The following is a 19,024-nucleotide window of genomic DNA, read 5'->3' on the forward strand; positions in this document are numbered from 1 at the left end:
ACGGAGATGGCCCCTCGTTGCTCAGTGCCTCAGGGATGAGGCTCGCGAGTGTGTACAGCGATCTGAGTCGCCATCGGCGTCTGGCGTTACAGCAGTCGTTCGTTGCGACGGCGTCGGACACCTCGCATCCCATCTGCTGGCCGTTGGTTCGGCTTCAGCCGGGACGGCAAGCCGCAGCGGCGGCAAGACCGAGGTTGAAGAGCAGCCGGCGGCGGTGGGCCGGTCAATCGTTGCCCGGTTCACGGTCGGAAAGTGGCTCACGAAATGATCTGGAACCTCCGGCAACTCGGGGGACGCTCAGGCGAACACCCGTCGGATCTACCCCTGACATCTGGACCTGTATCTGGCCTTCGTCGAGCGAGGAGGGGCTGCCCCGGAGCCTGGACCAGCTGATCGGGGAGGCCTGTGAGGCGGTCGGGCTCCCCGCCTGAGCCCTCGTGCTCACGACCCTTGCGGGTGCGCCTGCTTGACCATGGCCTCGACGGCGTTGACGACGACGTCCGGCCGGTCGAGCGGGATGTCGTGGGAGCTGTGGTCGGCCACGACCAGGTGCCGGTTGGGTGCGGCGTCGGCGAACTCCCGCTGGGCCTGGCGCCACAGCTGGGCGTCGACGCCGGCAGGGAAGGGCGTCGTGGCGGAGACGATGGCGGTGGCGGGGACCGAATCGGGCCAGGCCAGCTGGTGATACGCGAGGTGCACAGGCCCGTAGCCGTCCGCCTCGTCGAGGAGTTGACGGGTCGCCGGGGTGAGCGGCCGGCCCTTGAGCGCATCGATCTGCTGCTGGTTCGCGGCGACGATCCGCTCCGTTTCCGCGGCGGTGTAGAACTGCGGCAGGCTGGCGTCCACCAGGACCGCCCCGGCCACGGCCTGGGGATGCGCGCGGACGAAGTAGGTCGCGATCTCGCCGGCCAGCGAGTGCGACACCAGGACGACGTGCTTGGTGACGCCGAGCTGTGCCAGCCCCCCGGCGAGGTCGGCCGCGGCGTTCGGCGCCCGCCACGGCCCGGGGACGTAGGGGCTGCGTCCCTCGCCAGAGCGGTCGTAGGTGATGACCTCGGCACCGGTCTGCCGAGCGAGGACAGGGGCGACCTTCTTCCAGTAGGAGGCGTCGAGTCCTCCCCCGGCGTCGAGGACGATGACCGGCAGACGGCGGCTGCCGGGCGTCACGTAGAACGCGAGCCGGTGCCCGTCGACGGTGAGCAGGTGCGTCACCGACTGCGAGCCGGCAGACGCGGACGAGGATGCGGCGGCGGTCGTGGCTGCGGTCGGGTGGGCCTCGGTTGCCCCGGCAGTGGCGCAGGCGGTGAGTCCGCCGACCACCAGTGCGGCGGCTGCGAGAGCGAGCACCGGGCGCCGGCGACGGACAGTCCGGGGGCTGTGGTTGGTGTCCATGGAACCTTCCCTCCTTGGTGATCCGGGTTCCAGCCTCGCCGCTGCGGACACCCGCCGACGATGGTGCTGGCCCCCCGGGCCAGGGGGCTTAACCCCCGCATCGTCGGCGGACCACCCGCCCCGGCTCACACGCCGTAGAGCTCCGTGACGGCGCGCCACTGCGGCACGGGGGCCAGGCCGGTGGGGAAGCGGATCACCTTCTGGTAGGTGAACTCGCGCAGGGTGTCGATGGCGTGCTCGCGCCCGTAGCCGCTCGCCGCCCTGGACGGTGGTGATCTCCTGTCCGGTGGCCGGGTCCTCGACGGTGAACCGGTCTTCGGCACGGTCGGAGGACCAGCGGGTCGTGGTGACGGCGGCGATATCGGAGGTCATGGCAGCAGGACCACCTTTCCGTGGGTGTGGCGGGCCTCGACGAGCTCGAAGGCGCGCCGGACGTCAGCGAGCGGGAACGTGGCGGCGATGGGCAGTTCGAGCTGCCCGGTGGCGGCGAGGTCGGCCAGGTGGGCCAGAACCTCGGCGCTGGTGCCGGCCGTGCTGCCGTCGGTTCGGGCGCCGATCTCGGCGGCCTTGTCGAAGGCGATGACGGTGTTGATGCGCGAGGGCCGGACGCCCAGCCGCACCGCGAGGTCCAGGTCCTCAGGACCGTGCAGGTCGACGAACGCGTCGACCTGGTACGGCTCCAGGGCATCGAACAGGCCGGGGCCGTAGGCGACGGGGATGGCGCCCTTGCCGGCCAGCCACGCGTGGTTGGCCTCGGAGGCGATGGCGAGCACCGTCGCGCCGCTGCGGCGCAGCAGTTGAACGGCGATGCTGCCCACTCCCCCGGCCGCCGCCGAGACCGCCACCACGTCGCCCTCGCGCACGGCGAGCGCCCGGGTGGCGGCGAACGCCGTGGCGCCGGCGACGCAGAGCGACCCGGCGGCCTCCCAGTCGAGCCCGGCCGGTTTGGGCACCACCTGGGCCTCAGGGACGACCACGTACCCGGCGTGGCTGGCCCGGTCCCAGGTCCAGCCGAGCACCTCGGCCCCGGTCCCGACCACCACGCCCGCGAAGTCGCTGCCCTGACCCGAGGGGAAGGTCGCGGGGAAGCGGTCGTGCAGCGCGCCCGAACGGATCGCGGCCTCACCGGGGTTGATCCCGGCGGCCACCACCTTGACCAGGAGCTCGCCCGGCCCTGGTGAGGGGATCTCCACCTCGGCGAGGCGGAGGACGTCGCGACCTCCGTAGTGGTCGAACCGCACCGCCCGCATCGTCGCGGTCATCGCGAGGCTCCGGAGCCGAGCGTGGCAGCCAGGAACTCGGTCACCCGCCGCAGCGCGGCCTCGCCCTCGTCCAGCATCGCGGCGAACGCCTGGAACAGGTGCGGGACGCCCGGGGTGACCTCCAGGGTGACGGGTACGTCGTCGGCGGCGGCACGGGCGGCGAGCCGGACCGCGTCGTCGAGCAGCAGTTCGTGCGAGCCGGCCTGGATCAGCAGCGGCGGCAGGCCGCGCAGGTCCGCGAAGACCGGGCTGACCAGCGGATCGGACGCGTCGGCGGCGCCCACGTAGTCCTTGGCCCGGACCGCGATCGCCTCCGGGGCGAACGACGGGTCGACGGCCGCCTTCGTCGTCATACTCGCCCCGGACAGCGTCAGATCCGCGTACGGCGAGAACAGGACGCCGGCGGCCGGCATCGGCAGACCCTGGTCGCGGGCCGCGGCCAGCAGCGCCGCCGCCAGTCCGGCACCCGCGGACTCGCCGATCACGGCGCAGGTCGCCCAGGTGCCCGCCGTCCTGGAGTAGCCGCCCAGCGAGTCGAGCAGGGCGCCGTAGACGGCCAGCGCGTCGTCCAGTGCGGCCGGGTAGGGGTGCTCGGGGGCCAGCCGGTAGTCGACCGAGAGGACCCGCATTCCGGTCCGCCGGGCGACGTTCGCAGCCAGGGCCGCCGAGGTACGGGGCGAGCCCAGGACGTAGAAGCCGCCGTGGAACCAGAGCAGGGTGCCGTTCGGGGTGACGCCGTCGATGGAGACTTCCAGCACCGGGACGCCGCCGATGGTGCGGGACTCCAGGAGCACATCGTCCGGCAGGGGGCGGGAGGCGAGCACGCGCGTGAAGACCTCGCGCTGCTCGTGGGGGTCGCCGCCGATGTTCAGCGGGCCGGTACGGAAGAGGGTGTCGAGCGCATCGCGCTGTTCTTTGCTCATGCGGCAACCCTGCTCCGACCCGCCACTATGCGGCAATGCCATATCGTGCATATGCTCTATGCGTGCCACGCATAGAGTCGGTCGACCTGAACCTGCTGGCCCCGCTGCACGCGCTGCTCGAAGAACGGCATGTCTCCCGTGCCGCCGAGCGCCTGCACATGGGCCAGCCCTCCATGAGCCGGGCGCTGCAACGCTTGCGAGCCACGCTGGGCGACGAGTTGCTCGTGCGCGGGCCCAGCGGGTACCAGCTCACCCCGCGGGCGGAGCGGATCCGGGCCGAGCTGCAGGAGGCGCTGCCGCGCCTGGAGCACGTCTTCTCCGGCGAGGCCTTCGATCCGGCGACCGCCGCACGCACCTTCCGCCTCGCGGGCACCGACTACACCGTCTCCGTGCTCACCGGCACGCTGCTTGGACGCGTGTTCGCGCAGTCTCCGGCCTCGACGGTGCTTTTCTCCCGCTGGCATCACGGCGTCTTCGCGGACGCCGAGCACGGCCTGGTGGATCTGCTGATCCACGGCGGCACTCCACCGCCGCCCCTGCGCACGCGCGTGCTGTTCGAGGAGGGATACTCCTGCCTGATCCCCAGTCACCACCCCCTTGCCCAGCGGGCCGCCCTGTCGTTGGAGGACTATCTGGGCTGCGCCCACATCGTGGTCGACGTCACGGACGGCCGACAGGGGCACGTGGACCGGCGCCTGGAGGCGCTCGGCTCCCCGCGGCGGGCGAGCGTGACTGTGCCCTACCACGCGGCGGCAGCCGCCGCCGTCCCGGGCAGCTCGCTGGTGGCGACCCTGCCCACCGACTTCGCGGTCCAGCAGGCAGTCCCCGGTGTCACCACCGTCGTCCCCGCCCCGCCGGAGATCGGCGCCATGAGCTACGCCATGTCCTGGCACCCCCGCCTGGACGACGACGCCGCCCACCGCTGGCTGCGCGGCACCATCGTCGCGACGCTGGACGGGGCCTGACGCCGCCCGGCACCCGGTCAGACCTGCGAACGCACCGCCGATGCAGGCACGTTCGGGTCCTGCCCAGCTGACCCCGCGCGAGCGCGAAGTGCTGGCCCTGATGTCCGAGGGTCGCTCCAACGCGGCCATCGCCGCCCGGATGTTCATCACCGAGAAGTCCGTCAGCAAGCACAGCAACAGCATCTTCCAGAAGCTCGGCCTGGAGCAGTCCGGGGAGGACAACCGCCGCGTCCTCGCCGTCCTCGCCCACCTCCAGGGCTGAACCGGGATCCGGACGAGTTCTCCCAGGTCAGCTGCAGGACCGCGGGCCGGATCGGGACCTGGGAGTAGGCGATTCCCTCCGGGGAGATCCCCCCACGGCTGCACCCCCGGCGTGGAGCCTCCGTGGCGGCGCTCAACCGCACCGTCGCTACACCGCGAGCGCGCGGCGCCGCCAGGCCCCGGAGCCGAGGTCAGGCGTCCTTGACGGCGGAGATGTCCAGGATGAGCTTGACCTTCTCTCCGATGAGGACGCCGCCGGTCTCGAGGGCAGCGTTGTAGGTCAGTCCCCAGTCTCGGCGGTCGATGGTGGTGCCGCCCTCGAAGCCGATCCGGTTGGCGCCGTACACGTCGATCGCATCGCCGCTGAATTCGAGATCGAGCGTGACCTGCTGGGTGGTGTCCTTGACGGTGAGGTCGCCGCTCAGGCGGTAGGTGCTCTCGCCGACCTGCTCGGCCGCGGTCGACCGGAAGGTGATCTCAGGGTGGGCGTTGGCCTCGAAGAAGTCGCCGGTGCGCAGGTGCTCGTCGCGCTGGGCATTGCCGGTGTCGACGGAGGCGACCTTGATGACCAGTTCCGCGGTGGACTTGGCCGGGTTCGTGCCGTCGATGTGCAGCGCGCCGGAGTACTCGGCGAACTGGCCGCGGACGTTGGTGACCATGGCGTGGCGAACGGCGAAGCCGATGCGGCTGTGGGCCGGGTCGATCGTGTAGTCGCCGCTCAGGTGGGACAGGTCCCGGTCAGGGGCGCCGAGCACGGCGACGGGAGCGGTCTTGGCGGTCTTGTTGCGGGTGAAAAGGCCCATGGCTTCGTTCCAAGTGGTTGATGCTTCAACTTCTTGTACCGAGACTACACGAGAAAGTTGAAGTGTCAACCAAGTCGCGCGCACGACGGTGATCGGTGCTGGGGCTCAACCGAGGAGGCTGCGCAGGCCGGTCGCCACGGCGGCGGCGTCGGCCGTGTCGGGCCAGTGCGCGGCGTAGGGGCCCTGCGGGTCGAAGAGGTAGGTGATGGCGGTGTGGGGCACGGCGTCGATCATCTGCCGGTCGCGGTAGCCCCCCGGCTGCCCGCCCTGCCTTCCATCCATCCCGGCACCGGCGGCGACGCACGGACCTGGACATTCCCGCACCGGTGAGCGCGGCAATCACATGACCGGGGAACCGAGTTGGACTCTACGGGCATGACGGCGCGAGACACAGACATGAGGGCCTCCTGGGCTTCGGGCTTCGGGTTTCGACAATCCCGAACTGACCAGGAGGCCCTGACTTCATGCGCGCGCGGCCGGATCAGGGATCAGGCGTGGGTCTGCCCGTCGCTGATCGGGGAGACCACGGCGAGGATCGGCGCGCCGTAGTACGCGGACAGCTGCGACAGCGTCATCGGCGCCCACTCGGTCACCGCGCCGGGCTTGCCGCCCTGGTCGCCGCCGATCTCCTGGATCAGCCCGTTCGAGTCCACCGAGGCGACCAGCGCGACGTGGTCCGCGCTGGTGGTGTTGTCGGCAAAGACGATCGCGTCGCCCTGGCGGACCACCCCGGAGTTCTCGATCGTGCCGTGGCGCAGGCCCCAGCGGTAGAAGCTGATCGCGCCCGCGTCCAGGCCGGCGGTGTCGACGCCCGCGTGGTTCCACACCCAGCCGGCGAAGTCCGCGCACCAGTACTCGCACGGGCCGTACGGGTTGCAGTAGTCGCCCGTGCCGGTGGTGCCGTACTGACCGAGCGCGATCTGCGCGATGTTGCCGCGCGAGACGTTGCCGCCCGTCGGCGTCGGCGCCGGGACCGGCCCGTACAGGGCCGCCTTGGTGCCCGACCCGACGACGCCGTCCACCGACAGGCCCGCCCGGGCCTGGAAGTCACGGACGGCGGAGTCCGTCGCCGGGCCGAACTGCCCGTCCACGGTGATGCTGTAGCCCAGGCCCATGCCGTTCAGCAGGGTCTGCAGCGTCGAGACGCAGTTGCCGCTCGAGCCCTGCTGCAGGTCGGGGCACTGGGTGCGCAGGTCGACGGTGCCGGTGCAGTTGCTGTCCGAGCAGCCGCCGGTGCCCGTCGCGTACAGCGCCGCCTCGGTGGCCGGGCCGACCTGGCCGTCCGCCGTGAGTCCGTGGGCGGTCTGGAAGCTCTCCACCGCGGTGAGGGTGAGCGGACCGAACTGGCCGTCCACATTGAGGCTGGCGCCGTGCTGGTTGAGCAGCGCCTGGAGGCTGGCGACGCAGTTGCCGGTGTTGCCCTGCACGATGGTGCCGCACGAGGTGCGCAGGTCGACGGTACTGGAGGTGCCGTAGGTGTTGCTCTCCAGGGACGCCTCGGTCGCCGGGCCGACGATGCCGTCAACCGACAGGCCATGCGCCGTCTGGAAGTTCTCGACGGCGGTGAAGGTGCCGGGGCCGAACTGGCCGTCGACGGTGAGGCCCGCGCCGTAGCCGTTCAGCATCTGCTGCAGTGTGGTCACACACGCGCCGGACGCGCCCTGCTGCAGCGTGCCGCAGTTGGAGAGCGTGTTGCCGCCGCCCGCCGGGGCGCTGCCGTTCAGCGCGTAGGTGGTGTTCACGCCGACGATGCCGTCCGCGGTCAGCCCGTGCGAGGACTGGAAGTTCTCCACCGCGGTCTGCGTCCCCGAGCCGAACTGGCCGTCGACGGTGAGGCCCGCGCCGTAGGCGTTGAGCATGGTCTGCAGCGTGGTCACGCACGAGCCGGAGGAGCCGACCTGTAGCGTGCCGCAGTTGACCAACTGGAGGCCGGAGCCGGTGCCTCCGGACGGCGCTCCGTACAGGGCGCTCTTGGTGTTCGGGCCGACGACGCCGTCCACGCCCAGACCGTGCGAGGCCTGGTAGTTGCGCACGGCGGCGTAGGTGGCCGGGCCGAACTGGCCGTCCACGGTGAGGCCCGCGCCTGAGGAGTTCAGCAGGTTCTGCAGCTCGATGACGCAGCCGTCGCTCTCGCCCTGGCTCATGTTCGCCGGACACTGGCCGTTGAACAGGTTGACCGGTGTCGTGGACGGCGGCGGCGGGGGCGGCGGCGTGCCGCCACCGCTGGTCCACAGGTAGGTGACGGACACCCAGCCGTTGTCCGACAGACCGATGTCCGCGAAGGTGCCGTCGGCGAGGTCGATGCCGGCCCGGTTGCCGACGGTGTAACCGAGGTCGTCCTTGCCGCCGTTGTAGCCGGTCTCGTAGGCGGCCTGCGACTCGGGCATGCCCTGGGCGAGATCGGTGAACTCGGTGCGCTGGGAGCCGGGGTCCCAGTAGTTGTTGTGCGTGTTCCAGGGACCGACGTCCCACACGGGCGCGGTCTCGCAGCGGGCGGGGCCGCAGACCTGGACCGAGTAGGTGCTGCTCCCGTTCGGCGACAGCGCGCTGCCGGAGGGAAGCGCGACGAAGTGGTCGTTCGTCTGGATCGTGTGGCCGTTCGCGGTCGGCTTGCCGACCAGCCCTTCGCGGGTGGCGAAGACCCTGTAGGTCTCGGCCGTCGGGGACGGCTGCGCCAGCCGCGGCGAGCGGCCGGCCGCGGTGGCGCTGAGCGCCAGCTTCGACAGCACCGGGCTGTCGCCCTTGGCGTCGTCCCAGAGCATGACGCGCGTCTGCACGGTCGACGCCGTCCAGGCCAGGTTGGCGACGCCCTTGGCGTCGGCGGTGGCCCACTCGGTCCAGTGGCCGTTCACGCCGAGGCCGCGCACGTCGACCTCGAGCTGCGAGCCGGCGGGCTTGTCGGCGGTGGTCGCCACGGTGACCCGGGTCGTCGGCGCCGGGATCCGGTGCGCGGGGAAGGTGACCAGCCCGTAGCCCTGGTTCCGGCCCGACGCGGCGGGGTGGATCTTCGGGTTCTGCACCCGCAGGCCCTTGCCGCTGTGGGCGACGTTCACATCGTCCTTGTGGGCCTGGGCCAGGTTCTCTTGCCAACTGGCGGTGGCGGCAGGAACCTTCGCGGCCGTGGCCGCGGGATGGGGCGTCGGCCCGGCCGCGAACGCGGCGGGCGTGGTGCCGACCATGCCGACGACCAGGGATGCGGCGGTGGCCGCGCCCAGGACCAGGCGTCCGGTGGGGTGCCCTCGGAGAAGGCGCATCAGACCTCGCTTGTCGGAGCGGTGGAGTCGAACGCCCGTCCGGGCGTTCGGTGAGAACTCTGCGGCAAGCAGGGCGGGTTGATCGTCGCGCCGCGGCGGCCCAAGGCCGTCTCACGCCGTCCCATGCCTCTGAGCTGCGGATTGAGGCGGTATCTCACATGACTTGTGAGACGTTCAAGGGACGGGAGAGCAGCACGCGTGGCCAGCACGGGTGACGAGCGCGTCCCCGGTCATTTGTGGGGCTTGGTCAGGCTTTTGGGGTGGGGCCAGTCTGGGCGGGGAGCAGAAGGCGTGGGCGAGGGAGCAGCACGGGCCCGTCAGTGAGGTTTCGGCCGACCATCCGTGCGCGGCCCGCAAGAGCGTGTCGGTGGAGGACCTGGCCGACGCACGGCTGAGCGCCCGGCGGAGCAATACACCCCGTCAGGACGCCCGATCCCGCGCAGCCGCCGGTACGCCTTCCGGTCCAAGGTCCCAGTCCTTCTCGCCGCCGGCCGGTACCTCCTGGAGGCTGCCCCAAGCCATCCACTGCTCCGGGTGTTCGCCCACCCAGCGTTCGAAGCAGGCGCCGAACCCGCGCAGCGCCTGCTCGACCTCACCCGGTAGTTGGGGACTCATTTCGAGCGACACGCCCCCGCACGCGCCAGGAGCAGCGATCGCCCTGACGTCGAAGGACCTCCTGACGGCAAGGGAGAGCAGACCGGTGGGGATGGTCAGGCGACCGTCAAGAAAAGGCAGGTGCCGTGCGTGCCGTGTGCCGGGGTAGCTCGTGTCGACGTTCACCATCACGATGCCATCCGAGTCGAGCCACCGTCGGATGTCGGCGGAGCCCAGTTCCGTGAGGATCAGGGGCCTGCCCAGCCGCAGTCGCTCGCGGTACATCTCCAGCACCAGCGGATTCTGCTCGTGCACGACGGGATACGCGGGTCTGCCCGTCGCCTCCTCCACGATCAACGGCAACAGGAGCGTGTAGCCGAGCTGCATCCCCATGAGCAGCCGCACCGAGTCCCCGAGGGCACGCGCCTCTCGCACGGCGTCCGACCAGGTCGGGATCGCTCGCGGTCCGACCTGCATGAAGTCGTGGAGCCGGAGGAAGTACTCGGCCATCCAGCTGACCAGGGCCGTGATGGGGTCGGACGGACGGTGCCACCGTGCGACGTACTTGCTGCCGTGTCGGCGCAGGAAGAGCTTCACGTCGCCCCCGATGACGTCGACCAGCAGCCGGAGGACATGCAGGTGGCGTTCTGCCGGGCCGGCTGCGGGTGGTGGGCACTCGGTGAGCGCCCGCAGGACGTCGACGTCCCAGTTGGAGCCCTCCACGCGGATGGTCATCGAGGTGGGGCCGCCGCGGCCGCCAGCGCTGCGCCGGCCCGTTGCTTGGCCTGGTCGTGATACTGACGCAGCCGTGATCCGGGGAGGGAGACATCCGCCAGAATGCGCGGGAAGAGCGCGAGTCGCGTCGCGCACTCCAGGTCGTCGATCGAGAACAACGAACCGTTGTTGATCATGGCCCGCGCCGGGCACGTGCCCGCGCACTGGTGCAGCCACGGACACGAGGCACACGGCGCCTCGCTGAGGAGCCACCGTTCGCGTGCACGGAACGCGCGGGCGGAGGTGGACGCACGGCTGCGGGTGATCAGGCTGTCCGCTGACGCCGGGCCCTCTTCGACCTTCGCGACCTCCTGGACCTCCTGGATCCCACCGGCAGCGGTAGCGACAAGTGGCAGCAGAGTCCGACCAGGCTGCGGGAGCACGGCGTCCCGTGTCAGAAGTTGGAATGCGGGGTGATTGCTGGAGTCACACGCCCGTACCGAGCCCACGGCATCGAGCACTAGGAGGTCGCCGGATGCACCACAGGGCATCTTCATGCACATGTTGGGGCGTTCCAGGGAGAGAAAGGGTTCGATCAGCTGCACGAGATTGGTCAGGTACGGCCGCTCCAACTCCCCGGCCAGCACCGCCTCAAGCCGATCGGCGAGGAACTCGACGAAGACCTTGCGGAACTGCGCGGTCTCCGGCCTTCCGGTCGCTCGGCCCTCGGCGTCCGCGGGCAGGAGCTTCCAGGTGAGGACGCCCAGCTCCTGGAAGAAGCGCCAGGCGGCGTGCAACTGATCGGCGTCGGCCGTGGTTCCGACGACGCTGATGTAGCCGACCTCCTGACGCATGAAGTCGGGGAAGAGACGGAAGTTCTCCGCGATCCGGTCGAACGTGCCACGGCCACCGTGGTCGACACGGTCCCGGTCGTGGATCTCCCTGGGCCCGTCGAGGGAGACCCCGACCGAAAAGCGGTGCGTGCGCAGGAAGTCGACCACGGGCTCGCTGAAGTGGAGGCCGTTGGTCTGGATGGTGAAGTCGACTGACGCACCCACCTCGGCAGCGGTCCGGTTCGAGAAGTCGACGAGTTCGCGGATCTGCGCGAACCGCAGCAGAGGCTCTCCGCCGTGGAACATCAGCATCAGACGCCGACCTGGTTGCAGGCACTCCTTGATGAGCCGTCGGGCGACGTCGGAGTCCATGCGACCGGGCCATCGCTGTGCGTCGTAGTCGTAGCAGTAACTGCAGGCCATGTCGCACGCGCCGGTGAGCTTGAGGAGCAGCGCCGTCGGCGGCTCCTGCGCGTCGGCCCTGCGGGGCGTGGGCACGGAGCGCAACCCGGTGCGACCGCCGATGAACAGCAGACCGTTGTCGTACAACGCGCGCACCGTGTCGGCGATCTCCGCGAAACCGCTCCATGTCGTGAGATCGGCGACGTCGGTGCCGTCGAGCGCGTCCAGCAGAACGTCGATGGACCCGGGGCAACGCATCCACCCGGGCCGACCGTCCGGCACGATGAGAACGTCGTTGCCCCCGGCGGGGATCCGGTGATGTCGGGCGACCTGGATCAGGTCGTCACCGTCCACCTCCGCCCAGTCGGGAAGCGGTGCGACGCTGAATTTCATTCGGCTGCTCCTCGTCGACGGTCACGCGAACTGACAGGCCGCGCCAGAGGCTTCAACAGCAGGTGGCCTTGGTCCAGGTGACTCCGGCGTTGACCACGGCGACGGCATTCACGTCGAACCGCCCCATCTGGTCGAGGTTGAATCCGCGTTCCGACAGGTAGCTGTGGACCTCCGGACTCACGCGCGAGGTGAACGGGACGTCCGCCCCGCCCAGACGGTCCACGTTGCGCGCCGCGATCTCAGTCAGGTTGATGCCGTGAGCGCGCAGGTACGCCTGGGCCGGCGCGGCCAACTGGCAGTCACCGAAGAGGGCTCGGACGATGTCTGCGACGAGTTCGGCGGAGTCCGACGCCTCTTGGTGGACGATGCGGGGCAGCTTGAGCATGATCTCCAGCGCGTCCGACGGAGGATTCCGATCGCCGTCGTAGACGTCGTACTTGAAGCCGACCTGAACGGACCCGCCTGAGGTCAGGTCGATCCCGTGGCGCTGGCAGACCTCGGCCACGCGCTCGCTCGGAACGAACTCCAGCGCCCCGGGCGACGGACACAATCCGATCGCCGGCTGCTGCGACAGCAGGGCGAGGTGGTTGAAGTCCACGCCTTCGGCCTCCAAGGCCTCCCGCAGTTCGGGACGCACCCGATCGGAGCCGAAGAGGAAGTCCCCGACTTTCTGTTCGAACGTGGAGCGCTGGTCATCGGGAATGTTCACCGGCACGTAGACGATGATCTGGATGACGTTGGTCGCGTTCGCGCCCGTCGTGGTCATGTCCTTGCCTTCCTGATCGGATTTCCGGCCCTGTGGACAGGTCGGACAACGCTGACACCACGGCTTCGACGGGAGGCGCCATGCCGTTGGGAGAACCCAGAACGCTGACGCCCGCCTCGCGCAGGCGCTGTACGTTCTGCTGGACCAGGCAGTTGGCCCACATGCGCGGGTGCATCGAGGGCACCATCAGCGTGGGGATGCCGGTCGCACAGAGCAGGGTGGTGGATGCCAGGTCGGTTGCCATTCCCGCTGCGGTGCGCGCCAGAAAGCCCGCCGAGGCGGGGTAGACGAGCAGCCGAGTCGCGACATCGGTCAGCCACACATGGAGCGGCTCGAGGGACGGAGCAGTGGCCTCCTCCCTCAGCACCGGGCATTGCCCGAGGTGGCGCACCGCAGTTGGGGTCACAAACCGCTCGGCCGCCTCGGTGAGGATCACCACGAGCGGACCGGGTCGGGTCCGCTTGAGTTCGTAGGCCAGACCCCCCAGGTTCGCCGCCGCCACCGAGCCCGCACCGATGACTACGGTCAGGCCCTCCTGCCGTGCCCGTTCGACAAAGGCGGGGCCCATGACCGGCGCGTCGAACTCACCCATGCCGGCCAGTAGATAACGCGAGCAGACGACCCTGTACCCGAGCCGTGCCGTTCAGCGGGAAAGATCACCCGATCGGCAGCGCTCGAGGTGTGATCACGCGCCGTTGACGACATGCGGCACCGACGCAGGGGTGTCTTCGGCCGGTGGATTCCGGTTCAGGAGAGTTCGACGGGGGATCCGCCGGTTGCCACGTGCTGAACGGGGGCAGGGACGCGACGTCCGAGCCGACGGCTTCGAGGGAGGCGGCGAGGTCCTGCATCCCGATGTTCCGTACTCGAAGTCCCCGAGCTCTGGCGCGGCGGCCAGGCGGAATCGGATGCGGATATCCGTGCCGAGTCGTTGGTCACCGAAGACCTACCGCTGGAGAATTAACAAGCGCCGGTCCGGCACGCGGAATACTGGGCAAAGGCACCGAGGACGGGCCACAGGATGGCGATCACTGCGCAAGCCCCTGTGATCCGCCGGAATCGCCTGCGGGCGAGCTGATCAGCGTGTTGTTGCTCCGTGGGCGTCGCTGCAGCAGGCCCTTTCCCTCGGGTGGTGGTCACCGCCCAGACCACGAACAGAATGAACCAGACAAGCAGGTCTATCTGACCCGAATGCTCGCTGAGCTGATAAACGCTCATGCCGTCCGCGGAGATGATCACGCCCCAGAGTGTAAGGCGCGCGGCATGGCGGCGGGACTGCCGGGCCGCGCCGCCCTCGCGCCTGCGGCCTGCCGACAGGACCCCCCATCCTGAGGCCCCGGTCCCGATCTCCCCGTTGCAGCCGAAGGCCCGGCACCATCCGGTGCCGGGCCCCAGCTTTCCTGCCGAGCGGCCGCCGAGCCGCTTGCGGGCGACTGCTCCAAACTGGCTGCGAGGAGCGTCAGTCGGCGACCGTGAGGACGACCTTGCCGCGGGTGCGGCCGGTCGCGAGGCGGGCGTGGGCCGCGCCGGCCTGCTCCAGCGGGAAGGTCTCCTCCACCTCGACGGCGACCTCGCCGGCGTCGATCAGGCCTGCGATCCTCGTCAGCGCCGCGCCGTCCGGCTCGACGAGGTACGGGGTGACCCGCACGCCGGCCGCCTCGGCGGCCTGGGCCAGCTCCGGGGAGACGCCGGCCGGGACGGCGACGAGCAAGCCGCCCGGGCGCAGGACCTTGAGCGAGCGGGTGCCGGTCTGATCGTGGGCGTCGCCCACCAGGTCGATGACGACGTCGACGTCCTTGGTGGCGTCCTCGAAGCGGGTGGTGGTGTAGTCGATGGTCTCGTCGGCGCCGAGTTCCTTGAGCCAGGGATGCCGTGCGGCGCCGGCGGTGGCGATCACGTGGGCGCCCAGGTGCCGGGCGAACTGCACCGCGAAGTGGCCCACCCCGCCGGCGGCGGCCGTGATCAGGACGCGCTGGCCGGCCTGCACGTGGGCGGTGTCGACCACGGTCTGCCAGGCGGTCAGTGCCGCCAGCGGCACGGCGGCCGCGTGCACGTGGTCCAGGGTGGCCGGCTTGCGGGCCCACTGGCGGGCCGGTGCGGTCACGTACTCGGCGTAGCCGCCGGCGGCGCGCGGGAACCACGGCATGCCGTACACCTCGTCTCCGGGCGCGAGGGTGGTGACGCCGAAGCCGACCTCCTCGACGACACCGGAGACGTCCCAGCCGAGGATCAGCGGGAACGTCTGCAGCCCCGCCATGCCGTGGCCTTCGCGGGTCTTCCAGTCCACCGGGTTGACGCCCGCGGCGTGCACGCGCACCAGCACCTCGGTCGGCAGCGGCTCGGGGCGCGCGACCTCCTCGGCGGTCAGCACCTGCGGCCCGCCGAACTCCCTGACGGTGACAGCCCGCATGGTGTGCTCACTCATTTTGTCCTCGCTCGTGTCCGTCTCGCTGTTTCTTCGTTCTTTCGCCGGGGCCGCGGCCCCGGCAGAAGAAACAGTGGCGTGTGCCCGCGAAGGCGGGTGAGTGGCCGGAGAGTCACCTGTCGTACTATTCCGGCCATGCCGCATCGTGTCGCCGTTCTCGCCCTCGACGGAGTCCTGCCGCTGGACCTCGGGATCCCGGCCCGGGTGTTCAACGAGGCCTGCGAACCGGACGGGACCCGTCTGTACTCCGTCGTCACCTGCTCCCTCGGCGGCCGACCGGTACGCACGCACGAGGACTACCGGATCGTCGTCGACCACGACGAGTCGGCGCTGGAGACCGCGGACACCGTCGTTCTCGCCACCCAGGAGCCCAGCGAGCACCTGCTCACGACCGGCACGCTCCCCGAGGAGCTCGCCGCAGCACTGGACCGGATAGGGCCACGGACCCGCATCGTCAGCCTGTGCACCTCGGCTTTCCTGCTCGCGGCGGCCGGTCTGCTCGACGGCCGGCGGGCCACCACGCACTGGGCGCTGTGTGACGCGCTGACGCGGCTCTTCCCCGACGTCGACGTCGATCCTGACGTCCTGTTCGTCGACAACGGACGCATCCTCACGTCCGCCGGCGGAGCGGCCGGCATCGACCTGTGCCTGCACCTGGTCCGCCTGGACCACGGGGCGGCGGTGGCCTCGGCCGCCGCGCGCCGCTGCGTGGTGGCGCCGTGGCGCGAGGGCGGGCAGGCACAGTTCATCGAGCACCCGGTTCCGCAGGACACGGACCGTTCCACTTCGGCGACCCGGCAGTGGGCCCTGGACCGGCTCGCCCAGCCGGTCACTCTGGAGGACATGGCCCGGCACGCGCACATGAGCGTACGGACCTTCACCCGGCGGTTCCGCGGCGAGGTGGGCAGCAGCCCGCTGAAGTGGTTGGCACAGCGGCGGCTGGCGCACGCGCGCCTGCTGCTGGAGTCCACCGATCTCACCGTCGCGCGGATCGCCGCCACCTGCGGCTTCGGCGATCCTGTCGCCCTGCGCAAGCACTTCCACGCGCACCTGGGCCTGTCGCCACTGGCCTACCGTCGGGCCCACAACGCACCGGAGCCGGTGACGGAACGATGACCAACCGGCCGGAGCCGGGCTGTGGGCGGGACAACACCACCACCCGACGAGATCGACCTGGTCAGCGAAGTCCTCACCGACCCGAACCGGACGCACTCATCGCAGCGAAGGCGTGAGCGACCGCCAGGCGAGCGGGGCAGGCGCGGTGTTGTCGGCGGCGCGCTGCGGCCCGGTCGGTCAAGGCCCTTCGCGACGGTCGCCCAGACGTAACCGGGCACTCCGGAGCAAACAGATCACCGCATTGGGTTCGTGGGCGAGCCAACCCCTATGATCACCCGACACTCGCCCTGACCAGGGCCTTCACCCGGGGGACCCGATGTACCTGCTTCTGCACCATCTCGCGACCAACCGCTTCGCCCGACTCGGCGCCGTGCTCATACTCGGGCTGATCCTCACCATCGTCGTCGCTCTCACGAGGCAGACCCACACCCAGCCCAGCACCACGGCCATACCTGCCTGCGTCAGCCAACCGGATACCGCGGCCACGCAAGCGTGCGTCACCACGCTGTTCGACTGGTGCAAGGTCAACGAGCCCACCGTGGAGGTGAGCAAGTGCAGCGCCGCTGTACTCACCGAGGCCGCGATTCGGCCCTGACCAGGTAGCTCGGGCATCGTCCTGCTCGGGCATCGTCCTGCTCGTGCTCCGGATGGCCCCGCGTCGACTGTCGCCTCGCCGTCGGTGCGCCGCGGAGCCGGGGTGGTCATGCCTGCCGGCCTCCGCCATCCGTCACGTCCCACCATTTCGCCGGCTCCGTTGAACCCGAACGCGTCGGTCGGCGTAACAGCTGAGGGTGTCGAGTGCTCCCGAGCATCCGCCCGGCACCGTACGGAGGTGTGGGATGTGGATCCGCGTTGTCATCGGAGTCGTACTGGTCGCGGTCGGCGGGGTGTGGATCGCCCAGGGAACCGGGGCGATGCGTGGCTCGATGATGAGCGGACACTCCGGATACGCCGTGCTGGGCGCGCTGGTCGTCCTCGTCGGCCTGGCGCTGCTGGGCCTCGCCCGACGCCGACGCCGGTAGTCCCTCAAGCCACGTCGTGCGGCAGAAGCGCGACAGCGAGCCCCGCGCCCAGTCCGGCCGACGCCGAAGCCGCACGTGAGCGTCAACTGTGACCCACGCTCCCAGCGGACATCGGAGGGATTCGGCGGACCGACGAGTGGTAGTGGGTCGCGCCTGAGGGGCGCGGGGATGGGCGAGTGCGCCGGGAGTTTCCCCCGAGACGAATACGCATCTACATCTACGGCTAGATTCTCGGGCTGTCGCCGCACTCACCGTTGGATCCCTGTCCGGGAGTGCTCATTTCCGCCTGTGCTGAATCGAGGTATGGCATGCCTTTCTTCGTTCGTGATCGTGAGACCGTGCCGCTGTGCGCGGTCTTGACGGCCGCGGCTTCGCGACGCGCGAGGTGACCGCGGTGCTCAGTCGGTTGCTGGAGGGGCTGGTCGGGGTCGCGCTGTTGCTCGTCGGCGCCGGGTTGTTGTCGTGTTGGTACCTCTCCCGGCTGCGGGCGCGTCAGTTCGCGCAGCAGGTGGACGCGCTGTGGCCGGATTCGCGCAGTGGTGAGCGGGACTGGATCGCTCAGTCGCTGGCGGCGCTGGAAGAGGCCGATTCGGGCAGCGCAGCCGTCGTGGTCCACGGAGCGGTGAACGGCTGCGGCGTGCTGGCGCCTCTCCCGGCGCCGCGCAGTCCGTCCCTGTGACCCATCGCCTGGCGGGCGGCATGGCGGCGCGCGAGAGGTACCCGGCCGCCTGGGCGCCGGGCTGCTTTCGGAGGCCGGTTTCGCGCGGAGCGTCAAGGGCCGATCGGTCCCTGGATGGTGCGCCGGACGGGGGGCGTGGTGGTGCCGGAGCAGCGCCCGGGACAGGCGTGCTGCGCGATGGCGCCCCGGAGGCGGGTGCGGACCGCGGCGGAGGGGCACACTCGTGTGGTGCGGGCCGCTGGCGCGGCTCCGCCTGCGAGTGGAAGTTGAGGGTTCGTCATGTGCGTGGTGGTCCGCGTGGCGGGTGCGGCCGAGCAGGACGTGGCATGGGATGCACGTGAGGTTGCCGTGGTGGTCCGCGCTGGCATGCCGACCGAGGAGGCGCTTGCGGGTGTGCGGGCGGTGCTGTCGGACCTGGGGTCGGTCGCGCGGGGACCAGGCCTCTGGTGCTTCTGCGGGGAGCCGGTGTCGTGGCCGGTCCCGCTGGGCCGGTCGGGCTTGTGCGCAGTCGCCGCTCCGGCGACCCCTTGAGGTCGCGCGAGGCCACGTGAGGTCCGGCGGCATGCTCGCCGGCCCGTCGCGCACGGCCCAGCGGGCCGTGTCGCCGTAGGGCCGACCGAGTTGTCCAAGACCGCCCGGCAGCAGCGGCGGACCTCGGACATGATCACTGGTAGTAGTCGCCGACTACTTGCAGTGCCCATCGCCGAGGGTCTACTGTCCAATTTCGTTGGACATTTCGTCCAATGTCATTGGACATCGGACATCCGCCTGTCCTATCGAGAGCGAGGCATTCATGAGCATGGAGATGCACGAGCTGGACGCCGAGTCGGCCGAGCTGCTGCCGGGCCGTGAGGCGCTGGGCCGCCTGAAGTTCAGCTTCACCAAGGCCACGAACGTGACCAAGCACGTCGCCCACGTCAACGCCCACAACCAGTCGGTCGCGCTGAACCTGGGATCCGACGGGGCCACCGCCGCCTCCCAGGCCGCCCAGGGCATCTGGGTCATCCAGTAGCAGCACGGCGCCCCGGCGGCCGGGAACTCGTAGTCCGAGTCCCCGGCCGCCAAGGAGGACGGACGAGCCCGGGGCGCCTGCCCGGGCGGAAGACGCCAGAGGACACACATCCTGAGATGACAGCCGCAATCCCCACCTCCACGGTCCCGGGCCCCGGCGGAATGGCCACCCTCGTACCACCCACGACGACAGCAGAGTTCCCGGTTTT

At 70.4% G+C, this 19,024-nt stretch carries 19 protein-coding genes and 1 pseudogene; 7 read left to right on the forward strand and 13 right to left on the reverse strand.

Features of this window, described 5'->3' with window-relative positions; genetic code table 11:
- Positions 1 to 441: 441 nt before the first annotated feature.
- The 4 genes from TR50_RS37815 to TR50_RS37830 form a co-directional block, all read right to left on the reverse strand.
- The gene (locus tag TR50_RS37815) at positions 442 to 1,392 is read right to left on the reverse strand and encodes an alpha/beta fold hydrolase (protein WP_042433351.1); all 951 of its coding nucleotides are present in this window, start codon (positions 1,390 to 1,392) and stop codon (positions 442 to 444) included.
- Between the two features lie 125 nt (positions 1,393 to 1,517).
- A complete protein-coding gene (locus tag TR50_RS37820) occupies positions 1,518 to 1,715 on the reverse strand; it encodes a hypothetical protein (protein ID WP_042433354.1) in 198 nt (65 codons plus the stop codon).
- Positions 1,716 to 1,760: 45 nt separating this feature from the next.
- Positions 1,761 to 2,654 (reverse strand): NADP-dependent oxidoreductase, encoded by an 894-nt coding sequence (locus tag TR50_RS37825; protein ID WP_042433357.1) that lies wholly within the window; start codon positions 2,652 to 2,654, stop codon positions 1,761 to 1,763.
- On the reverse strand, positions 2,651 to 3,577 hold the full coding sequence (locus TR50_RS37830) for an alpha/beta hydrolase (RefSeq protein ID WP_042433360.1): 927 nt from the start codon (positions 3,575 to 3,577) through the stop codon (positions 2,651 to 2,653). Before TR50_RS37830 ends, TR50_RS37825 begins: the two co-directional genes overlap by 4 nt.
- A gap of 62 nt (positions 3,578 to 3,639) precedes the next feature.
- Here TR50_RS37830 and TR50_RS37835 point away from each other — a divergent pair, with 62 nt between their 5' ends.
- On the forward strand, positions 3,640 to 4,542 hold the full coding sequence (locus TR50_RS37835) for a LysR family transcriptional regulator (protein WP_152648850.1): 903 nt from the start codon (positions 3,640 to 3,642) through the stop codon (positions 4,540 to 4,542).
- 61 nt (positions 4,543 to 4,603) lie between these two features.
- A pseudogene (locus TR50_RS37840) lies at positions 4,604 to 4,804 on the forward strand (response regulator transcription factor); the annotation flags it as partial.
- A gap of 190 nt (positions 4,805 to 4,994) precedes the next feature.
- Here TR50_RS37840 and TR50_RS37845 read toward each other — a convergent pair.
- From TR50_RS37845 to TR50_RS37885, 9 genes are all read right to left on the reverse strand, one after another.
- A complete protein-coding gene (locus TR50_RS37845; protein WP_042433365.1) occupies positions 4,995 to 5,606 on the reverse strand; it encodes a YceI family protein in 612 nt (203 codons plus the stop codon).
- 105 nt (positions 5,607 to 5,711) lie between these two features.
- Positions 5,712 to 5,888, reverse strand: a complete 177-nt coding sequence (locus TR50_RS47350; protein ID WP_160311256.1) for a hypothetical protein — start codon at positions 5,886 to 5,888, stop codon at positions 5,712 to 5,714.
- Positions 5,889 to 6,094: 206 nt separating this feature from the next.
- Positions 6,095 to 8,860 carry an NlpC/P60 family protein gene (locus TR50_RS49475; protein ID WP_052441789.1) on the reverse strand — a complete coding sequence of 922 codons (2,766 nt, stop codon included), beginning with the start codon at positions 8,858 to 8,860 and terminating at the stop codon, positions 6,095 to 6,097.
- A gap of 420 nt (positions 8,861 to 9,280) precedes the next feature.
- The gene (locus TR50_RS37860) at positions 9,281 to 10,189 is read right to left on the reverse strand and encodes a lysophospholipid acyltransferase family protein (protein ID WP_152648851.1); all 909 of its coding nucleotides are present in this window, start codon (positions 10,187 to 10,189) and stop codon (positions 9,281 to 9,283) included.
- A complete protein-coding gene (locus tag TR50_RS37865) occupies positions 10,186 to 11,796 on the reverse strand; it encodes a radical SAM protein (protein ID WP_042433370.1) in 1,611 nt (536 codons plus the stop codon). The genes TR50_RS37860 and TR50_RS37865 overlap by 4 nt, the downstream gene beginning before the upstream one ends.
- 52 nt (positions 11,797 to 11,848) lie before the next feature.
- A complete protein-coding gene (locus TR50_RS37870; protein ID WP_042433372.1) occupies positions 11,849 to 12,562 on the reverse strand; it encodes a hypothetical protein in 714 nt (237 codons plus the stop codon).
- Positions 12,489 to 13,154, reverse strand: a complete 666-nt coding sequence (locus TR50_RS44990; protein ID WP_084701683.1) for a flavoprotein — start codon at positions 13,152 to 13,154, stop codon at positions 12,489 to 12,491. The genes TR50_RS37870 and TR50_RS44990 overlap by 74 nt, the downstream gene beginning before the upstream one ends.
- A 368-nt stretch (positions 13,155 to 13,522) precedes the next feature.
- Positions 13,523 to 13,801, reverse strand: a complete 279-nt coding sequence (locus TR50_RS46220; RefSeq protein ID WP_152648852.1) for a hypothetical protein — start codon at positions 13,799 to 13,801, stop codon at positions 13,523 to 13,525.
- 220 nt (positions 13,802 to 14,021) lie between these two features.
- A complete protein-coding gene (locus TR50_RS37885) occupies positions 14,022 to 14,987 on the reverse strand; it encodes an NADP-dependent oxidoreductase (RefSeq protein WP_042433382.1) in 966 nt (321 codons plus the stop codon).
- Positions 14,988 to 15,122: 135 nt separating this feature from the next.
- Here TR50_RS37885 and TR50_RS37890 point away from each other — a divergent pair, with 135 nt between their 5' ends.
- The 5 genes from TR50_RS37890 (at position 15,123) to TR50_RS37915 (ending at position 18,816) form a co-directional block, all read left to right on the forward strand.
- Complete coding sequence (locus TR50_RS37890) at positions 15,123 to 16,103, forward strand: GlxA family transcriptional regulator (RefSeq protein ID WP_042433385.1); 981 nt, start codon at positions 15,123 to 15,125, stop codon at positions 16,101 to 16,103.
- 316 nt (positions 16,104 to 16,419) lie between these two features.
- Positions 16,420 to 16,698 (forward strand): hypothetical protein, encoded by a 279-nt coding sequence (locus TR50_RS37895; protein ID WP_042433388.1) that lies wholly within the window; start codon positions 16,420 to 16,422, stop codon positions 16,696 to 16,698.
- Positions 16,699 to 16,942: 244 nt separating this feature from the next.
- Positions 16,943 to 17,125: an LPXTG cell wall anchor domain-containing protein gene (locus TR50_RS37900; protein WP_042433391.1), complete on the forward strand. Its 183-nt coding sequence runs from the start codon at positions 16,943 to 16,945 to the stop codon at positions 17,123 to 17,125.
- A gap of 346 nt (positions 17,126 to 17,471) precedes the next feature.
- A complete protein-coding gene (locus tag TR50_RS37905; protein WP_042433393.1) occupies positions 17,472 to 17,804 on the forward strand; it encodes a hypothetical protein in 333 nt (110 codons plus the stop codon).
- 793 nt (positions 17,805 to 18,597) lie between these two features.
- A complete protein-coding gene (locus TR50_RS37915; protein ID WP_042433399.1) occupies positions 18,598 to 18,816 on the forward strand; it encodes a hypothetical protein in 219 nt (72 codons plus the stop codon).
- Positions 18,817 to 19,024: the final 208 nt, after the last annotated feature.

Origin of the sequence: Streptacidiphilus anmyonensis, from assembly GCF_000787855.1 — a bacterium.
Lineage (GTDB): Bacteria > Actinomycetota > Actinomycetes > Streptomycetales > Streptomycetaceae > Streptacidiphilus > Streptacidiphilus anmyonensis.